We start from the raw sequence: 16,807 nt of genomic DNA, 5'->3' as shown, positions 1-16,807 counted from the left end.
TATGGAAACTTATCTTCCGCTGTTGCTGGGTAAAATGCAGGGCGTATTCGGATATATCGTACTTGGGCTGGTAGTACTGGAGTGGGTAATACTGGTCATCACAAAAAAAATGGAAAGCAATAAGGAGGGCTGGGTAAATGTGATTTCCTATGTATTGGACAGTTTCCCTTATTTATTCCTGGGCAGGATTTTCATCTTCGGTACCATGATGTGGATGTACGAGTACAGGTTTTTCACGCTTGGATATGCCTGGTATGTATGGATACTGGCTTACCTGGTGTATGACTTTATGTTCTGGCTGGTGCATTACCTGGGCCATAAAGTACGGTTTTTCTGGTGCATCCACGGGGTGCACCATACCGCTGAAGAAATGAAACTGACCGTTGCTGTGCGCGGTTCCTTCCTTGGGTTTCTTCATATACCCCTTACCGTTATAGCCCTACCGATTTTGGGATTTGATCCTTTTATGATCTTCATCTGCGAAGCCATTGCGAGGTTGTATGGTCTTTATGAGCATGTTAATGACCACTTTGATGAGATAGTGGGAAAACAACGGTGGCTGGAGTGTTTGTTCATTACGCCTTCCGTACACCGGGTGCACCATGCAAAGAACCATATCTACCTGGACAGGAATTATGGAGAAACTTTTTCCATATGGGACAGGATCTTCAGCACTTTTCAATCAGAGATGGAACAGGTGAAACCTATATACGGCATACTCAATGATAAGATCAGTGGCAAAAACCTGTTGCAGGTGCAACTGCAGCTCTGGCGGGATTTGTGGGCGGATATAAAAAACGCTCCGGGCCTGAAAAACAAACTGAAATACATTATCATGCCACCAGGCTGGAACCATATCGATGGCGGCAAAATGGCCGCTCAATATCGTGCAGAGGGGTGGAGCGCCCTGCAGCAGGAGAAAAGGAAAAAATCATTGATCCATTTAAACCCTTCAACATGAAAAACGCAATAGTAACAACACCTGGTATCACAACAGAAGTATGGAAAGAGACTTCCGTAACGCCGCCGAGAGCACCGCTCATTGTGGACATAACGGCCAGAGAATCTACCGCCATGTTCTACATAGGCCAGAAGCTGATCAGGGAATATGGCAGCTACGAAAATCCGGCATTCATAGCCTCGCTGCACCTGAATGCCTATCAGCTGCTACCGGAGCGTATTGCACGTATACTCAGCAATTTCGGTACAGATTATTCCGCCACTCAATATGGGGCCATTGTTTTCAGGGGGCTGATACAGGTGGACCAGGATGAACTGGGCAAAACGCCTTCCAGTTGGAAGGAGGCCGATTATGAAAAGTTAAAGGCATATGGTTTTATCAGTAGCCTGATGCATGGTGCGGTGCCAAGCAAACTGGTACAGTATTATGCCCAGCGTAAGGGTGGTGGGCTGATGCATGCCATCATACCGGACGAGAACATGAGCCATACACAAACGGGTAGCGGCTCGCGTACAGATCTGTTTGTACATACCGAAGATGCATTTCTCTTTCATCAGGCCGATTTTCTGAGTTTCCTGTTTATCAGGAATGAAGAGCAGGTGCCTTCCACGCTGTACTCCATTCGTTCGCATGGTGCTACAGACGAGGTGATGCGGCCGTTGTTCCGGCCGCTGTATAAATGTCCCAAAGACGCCAATTATGCACAGGATGCCGCCGCAGGAGAAGAGGTGACCGCAGCTGTACTGTATGGCAATGAAACATATCCTTTCATCCGTTTTGATGCAGCCGAGCAGCTATATAACCCTGATACCAATCAGAGCGCTGAAGCCATGCATCACCTGGAAGAATTCTGGGGGGTAGCTAAAACATATATCTATAATGATTTTGTACCCGCCGCCGGTGACCTCATCTTCGTCAATAATCATCTCTGTGCACACGGTAGAAATGCTTTTCTGGCAGGCTTCCGGGAAGAAAAAGGAGTACTGGTACCCTGCGAACGGAGAATGATGTTGCGCATGATGAGTAAGACGAGTCTCATCAATATCCGGGAGGTCACCAAAACAGAAGATCCTTATTTTATCATGGAAGAGCATTATGGCAGCATCTTCCGTTAACCTTTTCTTTCATAAAAATACTTACTTATGCATACAGATCAGCTTACAATGGCAGCCCCTCAATTATACAACAGGAGCAAGCCATTACTGAACGACATACTATATGAAGCAACCGGTGCAGAATACAACCAGGCCGTGGAAAAGGCACGGGCGGCAGTGATAGGCTTCCTGCGGGATACCAAACAACCTTTTACCGGTATAAAACCAGCTGCCATACAGGAGCTGGTGTACAGCGTGGACCTGAGCCGGCCACTCGCCGGTTACGATGCGTTGCTGGAGGAGGTGAATGAGTTGTACATCCGGCATGCTACAGCATTTCATCTGCCTGAGTATATTGCTCACCTGAATTGCCCGGTGGTGATACCTGCATTGGCCGCTGAGGTCATCATCAGCGCCGTCAACTCCTCCCAGGACACTTATGATCAGAGCGCAGGCGGCACCTTTATTGAGAGAAGGCTGATAGACTGGACTGCTAATGAGATTGGCTATACGAATGCGGATGGCGTGTTTACAGGAGGAGGCTCACAATCCAACCTTATGGGGTTGTTATTAGCCAGAGATCATTTTGCCATAAAGATGCTCGGACATCATATCAAGGAAGATGGTCTACCGCCAGAGGCATCCCGTTTCAGGATATTTGTTTCTGAAAAAGCCCATTTCAGCAACCAGAAAAATGCCTGGTTGTTAGGGATGGGGGAGCAGGCGATTGTAAAAGTGAAAACAGACAGTCGTTTCCGAATGGATACCGCCGCACTTAAAGCTGCTGTGGATGAGCAGTTGAGCCAGGGGAATATTCCGATTGCTATTGTAGCCACCGCCGGTACTACTGATTTCGGTAACATAGACCCATTGCAGCCCATCGCGGACATCGCGGCTACATACCAGTTGTGGATGCATGTAGACGCTGCCTATGGCTGCGGTCTGTTGCTGTCCAACAAATATCGTCACTTGCTGAAAGGGATAGAACAAGCGGATTCTGTTACCATTGACTACCATAAATCTTTCTTCCAGCCTATCAGCAGCAGTGCTTTTCTGGTGAGGGATAAATCCACGCTGCAATTGGTCAGGCACCATGCGGATTATCTGAATCCGGAGGACCAGGACTATGATGAACTACCGGCACAGATCAATAAATCTATTACCCAGAGTACCCGCCGCTTCGATGCATTAAAACTCTGGTGTACGCTGCGGCTGATGGGGAAACATAAACTTGGCGTATATACGGATATGATGATAGACACCGCAGCGGCTACTGCTGCCTTGTTGCAACAGGACCCTGAGTTTGATCTGCTCAGTAGTTCAGATCTCGGAGTGCTGGTATTCCGTTTCAGGCCGACAGGTATCAAGACAGATTTGTCGGCCCTGAATCTCCGGATTAAACAGGCCCTTTTCTTCGAAGGCATCTGTATTGTAGCCAGCACCAAAGTGGAGAACAACTTCTATCTGAAGTTTACTATTCTCAATCCTGTTACTACGGTGTCGCATATACGGGAAATACTAGCCACCATTAAATCCAAAGGATATAGCCTGCTTTGATCAGTAGGGTGAGTGAACAGGAAAGTCCCGGGACGAATGTGCCGGGACTTTTTTTAATGTTCCTGAATGCTATTTATTTACAATCACTTTTCCGATCAGTATTTTTCCTGTCTTTATATGTATCTGTATAATATAAATGCCAGCTGGTACAGATGATGGTAGCTGTACGGAGTTAGTTTTCAGAATACTCTGATAAACAGGTTTGCCCTGAAGATCATTTACACGGATAATGCTGCCTTCCAGGTTCTCTTTATGGCGTATCTGGAGCAGGCCGCTGGTAGGATTGGGATAACATTCGAGTGATTCAGGTGGAGTAGCAGTAGTTTTACTAATGGACAGGCATTGATTAACGATTACCTTCACTGGTTTTCTTACCGGGTATTCACATTCGTAACCAGCGCTTGCGTAATAAATCCTGGTGGTGGATGGGCTGACTTTGAAATAGTTGCCCGTAAATAATAAATTTCCTCCTGTTGGCGCATCGTACCACCTGATAATCGACAGCGTAAATACAGGAACAAATGCATGCAAAGTGGCACTGTCATTTATGCATATATTAATACTATCTGCATCAACGTGTGGAAGCTGAGAAGCGCCACCCATATTATATGATTTATAAATGGTATCAGATCTGCATCCGGATACAGGGTCAACTGCCTGAACGGAAACATTCACCTGCGATGGAACAGGAGGTAAGAATGCCGGAGTAGTGATGCTACTGCTATTGGTTATTAAATAGGCGGTGTCAAGAAATATACCTGAAAAATTTTTGTACAATATATGTACGCGGTAGTTAAAGCCTGCCTGGTGGTTTTGGACTGGTAATGTCTGGCTGCCACAAACCATTCCCTGCGGAACAGTATATACTGGATCAGGTAATTTACGGACAACTGCAGTTGCCGGAACCCTCACGGGATATTCACATTGATATGCTGCAGTAACATAATAGGTGGTGGTAGTAGGAGGGCTCGCTTTGAAATACTTTCCGATGCCAAGCAAATTGCCTCCCACAGGTGCATCATACCAGCGAATAATGGCTATGTCATCACCAGGGTCATTATGAATAAATGCATGAAAAGCAGCACTGTCTCCTTTACAAATGATGATGCTGTCTGCATCCAACGCCACATAGGTGGCATGGCCTCCTATACTAAATGCCATATGTACACTATCTGATTGGCAGCCTGTAAGGGCGTTCACTGCTTGTAAATAAATATCAACATTAGCGTTGAAGAAATAAGCAATGTCTGCTATATTCACAATGCCACTATTGGTTACCGTATAGGAAGTGTCTTTTATGAGACCAAAAAGCCCGGAATATTTAAGACGGACATTATAATTAATACCAGACTGATAGTTGGATACAGATATGGCAGTATTGCCACAGACAATAGACTGCGGTACTGAGTATACCGGATTAGCAGGCCTGGGATTGATAAGTACCTTTACGGGTGTGCGCTGACTTATACATCCTCCGCTTTCTGCTTCCACATAATAGGTGGTAGTAGTTGGAGGACTAACAGTAATGGAATAATCGCCAGGATCAGCTGATATCAGATTGCCACCTGTCACCGCATCATACCAGCGGTATATTGTATTGGCGTTGCGCAACAGGCGTATTTTTACAGGGTTTCCCTGGCATACCGTAGTATCTTTGGCGGGTATGGTGAAGGGGGCAGGTAATGACTGTTTACGCAGAGCATAATATAGCCTGAAGTTTCCCAATAATCCGGCGAGCCCCAAATTGTAGGTTATCACCACCCGGTCAAAGGATTGACCTGGTCGCAATAATAGTTCTGCCTGCGTATTATCCGGTAGAATATGTATTTGTGCTGCGGAGGGAGTGAGTGAATCATTATTGGCGGTGCTGCCGTTGTATGTACGTAGCGTAATATTACTAAAAGCAGCTACACTTAATGAATAACTACTTCCCACTTTTATAATGAGTGAGTCGCAGGCAGCACTTCCTGCGGAAGGGAAAATCAGTGTTTGAGATAATTTTGTACCTAATAATTGCACTGGCACCACGAATTCCGAATAGTTGTTAAGGTCAGTATCAACGGCATTGTTGGGGTTTGTGATACTGCATAACAAGCATAAACCGGTGATAGAATTGGATTGGCTGTTTGCATAAACTGTTTGTCCGTAACTTCGGGAGGAGAATAGTAATACCAATAACAGTCGGAGCATTGGGTTGAGCAGATGTAAAAATGTTTTCATTGGATAGAATTTAGTTGATAGGTAATTGGGATATACAATGGTATTAAAGCTTTCAGCGAAGGCCAGGCTAATAAATCAAAATTCGTGTATAGTGCTGCTTCTGATTTGCATTGCAAAGAATTAACATTCGTCAACTTCGTGTAACTCAGCAAAACCGTATACTGTGTTATCATGAAAGCATATCTCAGTGAAGCAGAAGGAGGGGCATTTATTTCGGCGCGGGATAGCTATATGGAAATGAGACACTGCTATGGTGTCTCATTTCCGGATTGAATAGTGTACTTATTCGTTTACTTTATTTATAGGATTTAGTAGTGTTGCAATTATTAACCCTATCGATGTTAATTGGGATTTGGTGCTATTGACCAATAAAAGCAATGGCATCTATTTCCAACAACCAATCCGGGTTAACCAATCCTGCAACCATCAGTACTGTCACTACAGGAGGGTTGGTACCATCCCCCATAAATTTTTTCGCAGTACCAAATGCAACACCTGCATCCTGGCCTTGTACCAGGTAGATGTTGAGCTTTACCACGTCCTGGAAGGTAGCATTACAGGCGGAAAGCGCGAGTAAGATATTCTTCATGACCTGTTCTGTCTGTTGTTTGATATCTCCTTTGCCAATAAGGGCTCCCTGGTCATTCACCGCATTTTGGCCACCGATATAAATGGTAGTTCCATTACCCTGTGTGATGATCGCCTGAGAAAATGCCGGACTCTTTATCATCCCATCGGGATTGATGTGTTGAATTTGTTTGTTCATGAGTCTTTTTATAATTTTCAATTAATGCTTATCATCTCTAAAGATAATTATACGATTTTTAATTTTTAGCTGTTCAAGTCCATCCATACAGTTTTGGTTTGGGTATAGTAGTCAAGCGCCTCGACACCATTTTCCCGTCCATAACCGGATTGTTTATAGCCCCCGAAAGGAGCGGCAGGTGAATAATGATGCCAGGTATTGAGCCATACCATGCCCGACTGGAGTAATTCGCTGGCTTTTATCGCCTTTCTGAGGTCAGTAGTCTGCACACCGGAAGCTAGTCCGTAGTTGGTATCATTTGCTATACGAATGGCTTCGTCAAAGCCATGAAACCTGATAACAGGCAATACTGGTCCAAATATTTCTTCCCTGGCTATGCGCATGTTATTGGTGGCATCTGCAAAAACTGTTGGACGGATATAATATCCCTTTTCTGATGATGGTCTTTCCGTGCTGCCGGTGATTATTTTCGCGCCCTCCTGTTTTCCGATGCTGATGTAGCTATTGACTTTATCATAAGCGCTTTTGCCCGACATGGGCCCGTAATCAGTGAACGGATCGAACGGGTCGCCAACTTTTACTTTGGAAAGCCATTCAGTAAGTTTTGCTATAAAATCATCGTAGATAGTATCCTCCACCAGTAATCTTGAACCTGCCACACAGACCTCGCCCTTATTCCAGAATAGTGCGAAGTAGGCACTTTCGACCGCTTTTTCGAGATCGGCATCCGCAAAAATGATATGCGGAGATTTGCCGCCTAATTCAACCGTTACATGTTTGAGTGTGTCTGCGCCATCCTTGATAATTTGTTTACCTGTTTCGGTGGAACCCGTAATAGCAATTTTTGCTACATCCGGATGCGCCGTTAAAATACTCCCTATAATGCTTCCTGAACCAGTCAGCAAATTGTAAACCCCTGCCGGGATGCCCGAAGCTTCTATTATTTTAGCTAGTTTTATAGCCGATAGCGGGGCGCCGGATGCGGGTTTATGAATAAATGTATTACCGGCAGCTAAAGCAGGGGCTATTTTGCTTACAGACAATACCAGCGGAAAGTTATAGGGAGTTATCCCGGCCACCACGCCCAAAGGTTCTTTTCTTGTAAAGCAATACAGATGTTCGCCCGGCCAGCCTTCCACCGGTTTTTGCCGGCCCTCCAGTTTGGTTGCCCAGCCGCCGTAATAACGGAACATATTGACAATGTGGGGGATATTGATGTTTAGGGAGTCCTTGAAGAGCATACCCATTTCCAAGGCCTCACAAAAGGCGAGTTCCTCGGCATGTGCGGCTATCAGGTCTGCAATTTTGAAGAGCAGACTAGCCCGCTCTGAAGGCTTTATAGTTTTCCAGGGTCCTTCATTAAAAGCCAGTCTTGCTGCATCTACAGCCTCGTTAACATCATCCGGGCTGCTGGCTGAAATAGTGGTGATCAGCGATTCATCTGAAGGATTGATCAGATCGAACGTTTGGCCATTTGATGCTGGCTTCCACCTGCCATTGATGAACAGAAGACCCGGATTGATATTGAACGAATTTTTATTGAAAATTTTGGGTTGGTCGACCATTATTTTTTTACGATTGGGTGAGAACCAAAAGTATTTCTATTGCCTTTTAATGTCAATAACTTACCAAAAAGTAGGTTAGACGTATTAATTGTGAGCAGGTAAACTATGCTGGATTATACAGCTCCGCCGCTGCCACCGTAAAGGTGGCAGGGTATAACTTCCGGAACATAATATAAGTCACGCTCACGATAGTAAATGCAATAATTGCGTCTACAGTAGCGGCAAAGCCCAGCACCGCAACCTTCGAGAGGAAAGCAAAAAGAATATCGAAGAAGACGCCTGCAAATACCCATTCCTTCAGGCGCAGTAACCTGTTGGGTAACAATAGCACCGCGATGCCAGCGAGCTTAAACACGCCCAGGATATAAATGAAATGCGAAGGATACCCCAGTTGTTGTGTGATCTCCCATACAATCGGATTGCGGGTTAGCTCAAAGAATCCGCTGGCGCCAAACCATAATGATAAAAGAGATGCGCCGGTCCAGTAAGTGATAAGGGTGGATTTGTGTGTCATAGTCAGTATGTTTTTAGATGATTGATGACACAAAGTTGGGAATAGGCAGGGGAGATGCCAACTGCATCTCCGTGAATTGGACATGATGAAACTTCAATCGGACATTCAGGCGGGTGAAATATCTCGGCTTATTGTTTTTTGGTCACCACTTTTCTGTGCGCAACGCCCCAGTTTATCATTTCCATGATGATACCACCGAATGAGCGGCAATGTTCTGTAGGTTCATATTCTACCAATACCGGTGAAKAGTCATACACGGTTCTTTTCACGAGTTTATTCATTTCCATCTCTTTCAGCTCCTTGGAGAGCATGCGGGTGGTGATACCTGGAATGCTGCGCTCTATCTCCCGGAAACGGCGGTTGCCGTTGCAGATGGAGTTGATGATAGGGAGGCGCCATTTGCCGCCGATGAAATATAAGGTGTCCTGGAGTGCGCGCAATTCGTCCGACTGATTCCTGAGCATATGATTACGTTTTATGACTGGTATACTCTGTGATACTGGTTACAAATGTATACCAATTCAACGGTACCTTTGTCAAAAATATTCAATGATGAAAAAATTCAGTAACAAAGTAGCGATAGTAACCGGTGGCAATAGTGGCATCGGATATGCAACGGCATCGGCATTGGTAGATCTGGGGGCCACCGTGATCATCACCGGCCGAAGGAAAGAAGCAATCGAACAGGCTGCCGCAGAGATCGGCGCCGTACCCTTCGTAGTGGACCAGGCCAGTGTAAAAGATACCGAAGTGATGGTGGCACAGGTAAAGCAAAACTATGGTCAGGTGGACATACTGTTCATCAACGCCGGGATTGTAGGCGACAGTGGATTGATCGAGGATGCCGTGGAGACGAACTTCGACAATGTAATGGATATCAACTTCAAGGGCGCCTATTTTACCCTGAGTAAATTTATCCCGGTGCTGGCAGATGCGGCATCGGTGGTAATACTGTCGTCCATTGTGGCAGGTACCTATAAACCGCATAGTTCTATTTACCAGGCCAGCAAGGCAGCGTTAAACTCCATCGCAAAGACTGCTGCAGCGGAGTTGGCGCCAAGGAAGATACGCGTGAATATTGTGAGTCCTGGCCCTATCCGGACGGCAGTGTTGAGCAAGAATGGCCTGGATGCAGCTTCGGCAGATGCTTTATTTGATAAACTGGCTGCCGAAAATATTCCGCTTCGCAAAGTAGGGGTACCGCAGGATGTGGCGAAACTGGTGGCCTACCTGAGTGATGATGCCGCTTCGTATATTACCGGTAGCGAATTCGTAATCGATGGCGGTATTACCTTGTAATTTTACATACTATTACGAAGAAACATAGTGCGCCCCGAGGTAGCTAAATAAAACAGAGATACTAAGACAGCATCTCTGTTTTATTTAGTCTCCGGCATATAGCATGGACTGCACTCTATACCCGGGCATTTTCATCTTTGAAGGTCATTGCCTCCTCGTAACTAAACCTTTGTTTAAACGTGAATGCATAAGGTGTAGGACCATTTTTCCTTAAATAAGTCAAACGTTCTTCCGCTTCTGCTACCGTGGGTATATGGCCTTGCGGCACATACCAGAGGGCCAGCTGCATTTCGCCCATTTTTTCAAACCACTCTTTCCTTCTCTTCAGGATCTCTGTATGAGCCGTCTGGTAAGTATAGGCGTATAACGTATCTATGTCTTTCCAGACAGACATGTTCACGATTAAGGTGTCATCCTCAAAAATCCGGATAGATGATGCGTTATTGTTATCATCTTTCAGTCTCCATACAAAACCCTCACTGTTATCGGCCAACGCATTGATGTCATCGAGGCGCTCAACGAAAGTGCTCATTACCGGGCTGTCCATTGGAGCGAGCACTCTGCCGATATTGATCTGTGCTATATGATAAGTCATAGAAAAAAATTATCTTCAAAGGTAAATCGGTAGCGAACATGAGTCAAGAAGTTACAAAAAGGTTACCTGTCAGAAAGAGACAAAGCGATACCTATAACATCAAAAAATGCGCGGTGATCGGTGCGCTTAAAATATTCTCGCCCAAGTGGAAACCCTGTATCATTTGCTACCTGGCTATAAAGCCTATGCGGTATAATGACCTGCACAGGATCATTCCCAATATCAGCAGGAAAATGCTATCTGCGCATCTGCATGAGCTGGAGAACGATGGTTTGATCATACGGAAACAATATGATCCCAAGAAACAGCATGTAGAATACCTGCTCTCGCCCAAAGGGCATTCCCTTATGGGGATTCTGGAAAATATCCAGGACTGGGGACTGGCTAATATAGAAGGGGTGGTATCCATCAGGGAAATGACAGAGGAGGTATTGTAAAGGAAGATATGATGAAACGGATTTGTCTTTTATCTGCAGCGTATATGTAGCAAAGAAAGGTTTCCATGCCACACAAATTCACGAATGTTACTTAGAAGTATGTTAACTGATATTATTAAAAAAGACCTGACTATCATTTTTTGCGGAATTAATCCTGGTTTAACTTCTGCACAATACGGGCATCATTTTTCCAACCGAAGCAATCGTTTTTGGCGGGTATTGAACCAGGCTGGGTTTACGCCCCACCAAATTGAACCCGAAGAGGACGCAACGATTCTTGATTTCGGGTATGGCCTGACCACGGCAGTGGAAAGAGCCACTGTTCGCGCGGACGAGCTTTCAAAAGAAGAGTTTCACAATTCCATTGAAGCCTTTGAAATAAAGATGAAACATTTCACACCGAAATATATCGCGTTCCTGGGTAAACCTGCCTACATGGCATTTTCAGGGAAAAAGCAAATTTCATGGGGGCTTCAGTCGGAAGATTGCTGTGGGGCTAAAGTTTGGGTGTTGCCTAATCCCAGTGGATTAAATCGAAGCTTCACACTTAATGACCTTGTTGGCTATTACAAAGAATTGTACCAGGCAATAGTGTAAATTCCGATATTCACCTAGTGCGGTCTTCTTTTTTCTTCTATACTAACCGTGTTTAGTTATTGCGCCTCCCTGTGCATTTACTCAAAAAGTGACTTTTTGCAGCTTTAAAATTGCAAAGTATCAATTAAACAGAATGAATCTTCTGATAACTTTGCTGTAGAAATAAAGTGCCAGTTTTTTTTGTTAATCCGGTTAACCTTTTCCAAACAGTCACAATATATTTTTTAGATAGTCAGCAATAAACATGGAAAATATTACATCTAATGCAACCTGGTATGTGAATGATGCGGCATTTGACTGGTTGTATCCGGAAAGGATACAGCAATTATCCAAGCGGCATTGGACCCCTATGGAGGTGGCGAGAAAATCTGCTAAATTTTTGACTTCGGGTTCAGGCAAGAGGATTCTTGATATTGGCAGTGGTGTCGGCAAGTTTTGTCTTATTGGAGGACATCAGTTTCCGGAAGCTACATTTTACGGTGTGGAACAGCGAAAAGAGTTATATCATTTTGCGCAAGCCGCCAAAAAAATGACAGCCACAAGGAATGTTGAATTCATAAATGGGAATTTTACGCAGATAGATTTTGAGGCATTCGATCACTTTTATTTTTATAATTCTTTTTTTGAAAATCTTGTTAATGAGGGACAAATTGACCAGGAGATGGAATATTCCACTGGCTTGTACAATTATTATTCGCGCTATATGTTCAAAGGATTAGATAATAGACCGGGAGGTACGAGATTAGTTACCTTTCATAGCCTGGAAGACGAAATACCACCCAGCTACCAGCTTGTAGACGCAACGGTTGATTTTCTTTTGAAAATGTGGATAAAGAGATAATTGAAAATAAATAAGATTTTACGTTAAAATCAAAAATGATGGCAGCTGATAAATATGTATTGTTGGTAATTGAAGAGTTGAAATCGGCCCGGGATAATAGCCAGGTGGAAAGAATTATTTCAGTTGCAATAGCTGGTATTGAGCAAACGGGGTATACAGGTATGATTAAGCCATTCGTACAGGGCTTACAGGCCTGGCTGGAAAGTCTATCACCCATTAATTGGAATAGTACTCAGTGGGGATGTTTACGTTACGCTAATATATACCTGAGAAAATATCCGATGATGGAATTGATATAAAACTAATATCCGGGCGCTTATTTTTGATGTCAAGTTTTCAACAAAATTAATAAATGCTGCGTCATATAGGAAGAAAGAGGAACTACAGGCATAATTTACGGCTGGCAGTGCTTTTGTGTTTTACAGCAGGAATGGTGAATGCGGCCGGTTTTGTTGCCTTTTCGGTACTGACCACTAATGTCACCGGTCACGCGGCGTTACTGGCCCATAAGTTAGTAACCGGAGATTTGCGATCTGCAAGAATGGTGGGTTTATGGCTGGTACTCTTTCTTGCCGGGGCTTTTTTTTCAAGTTTTTGTACCGGTAAAATAGGACAGAACAAAAGATTTGGCTATGTGGTACCCATCGTAACTGAGATCGTAATTCTTATACTGGTGGGTAGCTTCGGCTACACATTTGATCAGTCTATTATCAAAACAGAATACTTTGCAGGTAGCCTTTTATTCGCCATGGGAATGCAAAATGCTTTGGTATCAACCATTTCCGGATATGTGGTTAGAACTACGCATCTTACTGGTATGTTTACAGATCTTGGTATTGACTTGTATGCATTGATATCGGCGCCTGGTAAAGTTGTTGCAGCCGTCAGGAAAAAAATTATCCTGCGACTCGTTATCATATTCTTTTTTCTGACAGGGGGGATTGTAGGAGGATATATGTTTTTGAAACTTAGCTATTTCGCCTTTTATTTGCCGGCAGCTGTATTGGTGATTGCTATGTTTTATGATGTTTTTCGTGTGATGTTTTCCAAAATGGTACATCGTATCATGATTCGGGATAAAAGAGCATTAGTAGTAAACAGATAATAGTATTGGCTGATTTATCCAGCATAACTATTTATAATTAGCTATTTTGATCAACTTGTTGACATCTTTTATCATAATTTTCCTGCCTTTCGTTTCCAGTATGTCATCCTCCTTGAATTCAGTCAGGACCCTTACGATATTTTCTCTGGCGGTACCAACGAGGCTGGCTAAATCTTCACGACTTATGTTTATTTCTATGGACATACCATCTACATAATTCTCTTTATATTTTTCCCGTATAATGATCAATTGCAGCGCCAGTCTTTCCCTTACAGTTTTCTGTGCAAACATTGTTAAGCTGTTGGCGAGTACTGCAAATTCGTGGCTTAAAGCTTTTAATAGCCTGTTGTTAAGTAAAGGAGAATAATCCAGCGCATTCAAAAAATCCTCTTTAGGGATGAAGGCGATGGTACTTTCTTCCAGCACGGCAGCAGCATCAGGATAACGATCTTCTGATAAGATGGCATGATACCCGATCAGTTGCCCGGTATTGGCCAAATAGATGATCTGCTCTTTGCCTTCATTATCAACCTTATATTTTTTGACCTTTCCCCTGGTGATGTAAAATATACCAGATGGATAGGATCCTTCTCTGAAAAGGACCTCGTTTTTTTTATAAATCTGTTCACTCTTATGAGCTGTCAGCAGCTCATAAACATCATGGGGTAAATCAGCAAGGATGGATTCACTTTTGAAATCCCATTTATCTATTGGAAATATACCCTTGATACTCATAGCACACAAAATTAACACTTTTAAAATTGATAAAACTCACTTTTTAGGATGATAAAGTTTACCGCGGCGAGATGGAATGATAAATACCTTTACAATATGGATCTGGTAGTTACATTCAGTAAATTTTACCACTTCAATCATAAACGAAAATTATTAAATAATACATGTCATTAACAACACCATCAACTCCATTACGTGGACATTTGGATAAGTGGTTTGATTCAGATGATAGTTTCCATCATCTTTATCCGCTTTACATACAGGCGCTGGCTCAGAAACACTGGACCCCCTTAAAGGTAGTTCAGAAAGCATCCGGATTTCTGGCTGCATCTCCGGGCGTTAAGGTATTGGATATTGGTAGTGGAGCGGGTAAATTTTGCCTTGGAGGAGCATATTACAACCCCGGTGCATTTTTTTACGGCATTGAGCAGCGTCATGACCTGGTAAGCTACGCAACTATTGCTCAGGAAATGTCCGGGCTTAATAATGTTACTTACATGCATGGTAATGTGATGGAATTGGATTTCACACAATACGATCATTTTTACTTTTTCAACTCCTTTTATGAAAACCTGCCCGGTACTTATAAAATAGATAATAAGCTTATCTATTCCAGGAGTCTGTATAATCAATATAACAGGTATTTATATCACCAACTTGAAAGAATGCCTGCGGGCACGAGGCTTGCCACCTATCATTGTGCGGAAGCGGAGGCTCCGCATGGATATCAGATTGTGGGTACACACATAGATCATTTGCTTAAATTCTGGATCAAATTATAAAAAAATAAAATTTTAATATAAGCATGTATTATCCAACACATTTGTTGTATTCAAAAGATCATGAATGGATTCATCTTGATGGCGAGTATGCGTATATAGGCATTTCTGATTTTGCGCAGAAAGAGCTGGGAGATATTGTTTTCCTGGATATTCCTTCAATGAATAAAGCGCTTGAATGCGAGACTATTTTTGGAACAGTAGAAGCAGTGAAAACAGTGTCAGATCTTTTTATGCCGGTTGGGGGTAAGGTGATGGAAATTAATAGTTTACTTGAAAAAAGCCCTGAACTGGTTAATAAAGATCCTTATGGCAGTTGGATTATTAAAGTACAGGTAAAGTTACCTATAGATACGACCCACCTGCTCACTGCCGAACAGTACACAAATCTTGTGCAATAAAAAGATGACTAACGACATTATCTTATAAGGAAGATAGATTCTAGATATACTTTAATATACAAAATGAAAGATACAGCGTTGACAGATGTTCATCGTCAATTGGGGGCCAGGATAGTGGCATTTGCAGGTTATAATATGCCAATTCAATATGAGGGAATAAATATTGAACATGAAACTGTGAGAAAAGGTGTTGGTGTGTTTGATGTATCCCATATGGGAGAAATTATTATCAAAGGGCCGKAGGCCTTATCCTTCATTCAGCAGGTAACTACTAACGACGCCTCTAAACTGGTGGATGGTAAGATACAGTATTCCTGTCTCACCAATGATATGGGTGGAATAGTGGATGACCTGCTGGTATATAGATTGGACGCAACTACTTATATGTTAGTAGTGAATGCATCAAATATAGAAAAAGATCTCAGCTGGATGAAATTGAAAAACACTTTCAACGCGGAGATTGACAATATTTCAGGTAAAATTTCTTTATTGGCAGTACAAGGTCCCATGGCGTTGGCTACCTTACAAAAGCTAACTACGGTTAATTTATCTGAAATCCCTTACTATGGATTCAGAATAGCAACATTTGGAGGAGTATCCAATGTAATTATTTCTAATACCGGTTATACCGGTGCCGGAGGTTTCGAACTGTATTTTCCTAATGAGGACGCTGCAATGCTCTGGCATTATATTTTTGATGCAGGAGCACAATTCGGTATAAAACCGATAGGCCTTGGTGCAAGAGATACTTTGCGTCTGGAAATGGGATATTGCTTATATGGCAATGATATTGATGATACTACTTCGCCGTTGGAGGCGGGACTGGGCTGGATCACAAAATTTGTCAAGACATTTACGGCGGATGATCTTCTTGAAAAGCAAAAGGCCGGTGGCCTCTCTCGTAAGTTAGTTGGATTTGAGATGATGGATAAAAGTATTCCGCGGCATAATCATAAAATTTATAGTGCAAACAGGGTACCTATTGGAAAGGTGACTTCAGGTACACAATCGCCTTCGCTAAAGAAAGCAATTGGGTTGGGATATATTGACAGTGATTTTGCCTGGGAGGATAGTACCATTTTTATAGAGATAAGAGATAAGATGTGCGCGGCGAAAATCTGCCGGCTTCCATTTATAAAAACTCAGATAAGATAATATTTCTGTGTTTTTGTAATGTGGCATGCGCTGCCACCAGCCCGGATTTATATAAAACTAAATCAACAGGGGAGCCGGGTAATAGAAGTTTTCTGCGGTTAAATATGGCAATATTCTGCCAGGGCCGGGGATGGCAGGAAGGTATCTGAATGTCCTTTAGTGTAACTGTATCCCCCATTTTTCAGT

19 protein-coding genes are annotated in these 16,807 nt (G+C 43.2%); 12 read left to right on the top strand and 7 right to left on the bottom strand.

What is annotated here, in order from left to right; translation table 11 throughout:
* Position 1 precedes the first annotated feature (1 nt).
* Genes AC1DCV_RS20830 through AC1DCV_RS20820 form a run of 3 tightly spaced genes read left to right on the top strand, consistent with a single transcriptional unit; the run spans position 2 to position 3,612 of the window.
* Positions 2-961: a sterol desaturase family protein gene (locus AC1DCV_RS20830; RefSeq protein WP_477024977.1), complete on the top strand. Its 960-nt coding sequence runs from the start codon at positions 2-4 to the stop codon at positions 959-961.
* Positions 958-2,076 carry a Fe(II)-2OG oxygenase family protein gene (locus AC1DCV_RS20825; RefSeq protein WP_477024976.1) on the top strand — a complete coding sequence of 373 codons (1,119 nt, stop codon included), beginning with the start codon at positions 958-960 and terminating at the stop codon, positions 2,074-2,076. Before AC1DCV_RS20830 ends, AC1DCV_RS20825 begins: the two co-directional genes overlap by 4 nt.
* A 27-nt stretch (positions 2,077-2,103) precedes the next feature.
* Positions 2,104-3,612 (top strand): pyridoxal phosphate-dependent decarboxylase family protein, encoded by a 1,509-nt coding sequence (locus tag AC1DCV_RS20820; RefSeq protein ID WP_477024975.1) that lies wholly within the window; start codon positions 2,104-2,106, stop codon positions 3,610-3,612.
* Positions 3,613-3,681: 69 nt separating this feature from the next.
* Here the strand turns inward: AC1DCV_RS20820 and AC1DCV_RS20815 are convergent, their stop codons facing one another.
* From AC1DCV_RS20815 to AC1DCV_RS20795, 5 genes are all read right to left on the bottom strand, one after another.
* On the bottom strand, positions 3,682-5,832 hold the full coding sequence (locus tag AC1DCV_RS20815; RefSeq protein WP_477024974.1) for an Ig-like domain-containing protein: 2,151 nt from the start codon (positions 5,830-5,832) through the stop codon (positions 3,682-3,684).
* A gap of 358 nt (positions 5,833-6,190) precedes the next feature.
* On the bottom strand, positions 6,191-6,598 hold the full coding sequence (locus tag AC1DCV_RS20810; protein WP_477024973.1) for a RidA family protein: 408 nt from the start codon (positions 6,596-6,598) through the stop codon (positions 6,191-6,193).
* A gap of 65 nt (positions 6,599-6,663) precedes the next feature.
* On the bottom strand, positions 6,664-8,163 hold the full coding sequence (locus AC1DCV_RS20805; protein ID WP_477024972.1) for an aldehyde dehydrogenase family protein: 1,500 nt from the start codon (positions 8,161-8,163) through the stop codon (positions 6,664-6,666).
* Between the two features lie 103 nt (positions 8,164-8,266).
* Entirely contained in the window at positions 8,267-8,677 is a 411-nt protein-coding gene (locus tag AC1DCV_RS20800; RefSeq protein ID WP_477024971.1) for a DoxX family protein, read from the bottom strand.
* A 128-nt stretch (positions 8,678-8,805) separates the two neighbouring features.
* Positions 8,806-9,141 carry a winged helix-turn-helix transcriptional regulator gene (locus AC1DCV_RS20795; RefSeq protein WP_477024970.1) on the bottom strand — a complete coding sequence of 112 codons (336 nt, stop codon included), beginning with the start codon at positions 9,139-9,141 and terminating at the stop codon, positions 8,806-8,808.
* Between the two features lie 85 nt (positions 9,142-9,226).
* Here AC1DCV_RS20795 and AC1DCV_RS20790 point away from each other — a divergent pair, with 85 nt between their 5' ends.
* Complete coding sequence (locus AC1DCV_RS20790) at positions 9,227-9,976, top strand: SDR family oxidoreductase (RefSeq protein ID WP_477024969.1); 750 nt, start codon at positions 9,227-9,229, stop codon at positions 9,974-9,976.
* Positions 9,977-10,091: 115 nt separating this feature from the next.
* Here the strand turns inward: AC1DCV_RS20790 and AC1DCV_RS20785 are convergent, their stop codons facing one another.
* On the bottom strand, positions 10,092-10,571 hold the full coding sequence (locus AC1DCV_RS20785; protein WP_477024968.1) for a DUF3291 domain-containing protein: 480 nt from the start codon (positions 10,569-10,571) through the stop codon (positions 10,092-10,094).
* A 38-nt stretch (positions 10,572-10,609) separates the two neighbouring features.
* On the opposite strand from AC1DCV_RS20785, the gene AC1DCV_RS20780 reads away from it, so the two are divergent.
* The 5 genes from AC1DCV_RS20780 (at position 10,610) to AC1DCV_RS20760 (ending at position 13,551) form a co-directional block, all read left to right on the top strand.
* Positions 10,610-11,008, top strand: a complete 399-nt coding sequence (locus AC1DCV_RS20780; RefSeq protein WP_477024967.1) for a winged helix-turn-helix transcriptional regulator — start codon at positions 10,610-10,612, stop codon at positions 11,006-11,008.
* Between the two features lie 99 nt (positions 11,009-11,107).
* Positions 11,108-11,605, top strand: a complete 498-nt coding sequence (gene mug / locus AC1DCV_RS20775; protein WP_477024966.1) for a G/U mismatch-specific DNA glycosylase — start codon at positions 11,108-11,110, stop codon at positions 11,603-11,605.
* Positions 11,606-11,849: 244 nt separating this feature from the next.
* Complete coding sequence (locus AC1DCV_RS20770) at positions 11,850-12,446, top strand: class I SAM-dependent methyltransferase (protein WP_477024965.1); 597 nt, start codon at positions 11,850-11,852, stop codon at positions 12,444-12,446.
* 35 nt (positions 12,447-12,481) lie between these two features.
* On the top strand, positions 12,482-12,745 hold the full coding sequence (locus AC1DCV_RS20765; RefSeq protein ID WP_477024964.1) for a hypothetical protein: 264 nt from the start codon (positions 12,482-12,484) through the stop codon (positions 12,743-12,745).
* A gap of 53 nt (positions 12,746-12,798) precedes the next feature.
* Positions 12,799-13,551: a YoaK family protein gene (locus AC1DCV_RS20760; protein WP_477024963.1), complete on the top strand. Its 753-nt coding sequence runs from the start codon at positions 12,799-12,801 to the stop codon at positions 13,549-13,551.
* A gap of 27 nt (positions 13,552-13,578) precedes the next feature.
* On the opposite strand, the gene AC1DCV_RS20755 is transcribed toward AC1DCV_RS20760, so the two are convergent.
* Positions 13,579-14,286, bottom strand: coding sequence for a Crp/Fnr family transcriptional regulator (locus AC1DCV_RS20755; RefSeq protein ID WP_477024962.1), 708 nt, complete (start codon positions 14,284-14,286; stop codon positions 13,579-13,581).
* Between the two features lie 164 nt (positions 14,287-14,450).
* Between AC1DCV_RS20755 and AC1DCV_RS20750 the strand changes: the two genes are divergently transcribed.
* The 3 genes from AC1DCV_RS20750 to gcvT all read left to right on the top strand — a co-directional run bounded on the left by AC1DCV_RS20750 (position 14,451) and on the right by gcvT (position 16,621).
* Complete coding sequence (locus tag AC1DCV_RS20750; protein ID WP_477024961.1) at positions 14,451-15,068, top strand: methyltransferase domain-containing protein; 618 nt, start codon at positions 14,451-14,453, stop codon at positions 15,066-15,068.
* A gap of 23 nt (positions 15,069-15,091) precedes the next feature.
* Complete coding sequence (gene gcvH / locus AC1DCV_RS20745) at positions 15,092-15,466, top strand: glycine cleavage system protein GcvH (protein WP_477024960.1); 375 nt, start codon at positions 15,092-15,094, stop codon at positions 15,464-15,466.
* Between the two features lie 63 nt (positions 15,467-15,529).
* A complete protein-coding gene (gene gcvT, locus AC1DCV_RS20740) occupies positions 15,530-16,621 on the top strand; it encodes a glycine cleavage system aminomethyltransferase GcvT (RefSeq protein WP_477024959.1) in 1,092 nt (363 codons plus the stop codon).
* Positions 16,622-16,807: the final 186 nt, after the last annotated feature.

This window comes from Chitinophaga sp. 10T418 (genome assembly GCF_056394125.1).
This window is presented reverse-complemented; position numbering and strand designations above follow the sequence as displayed.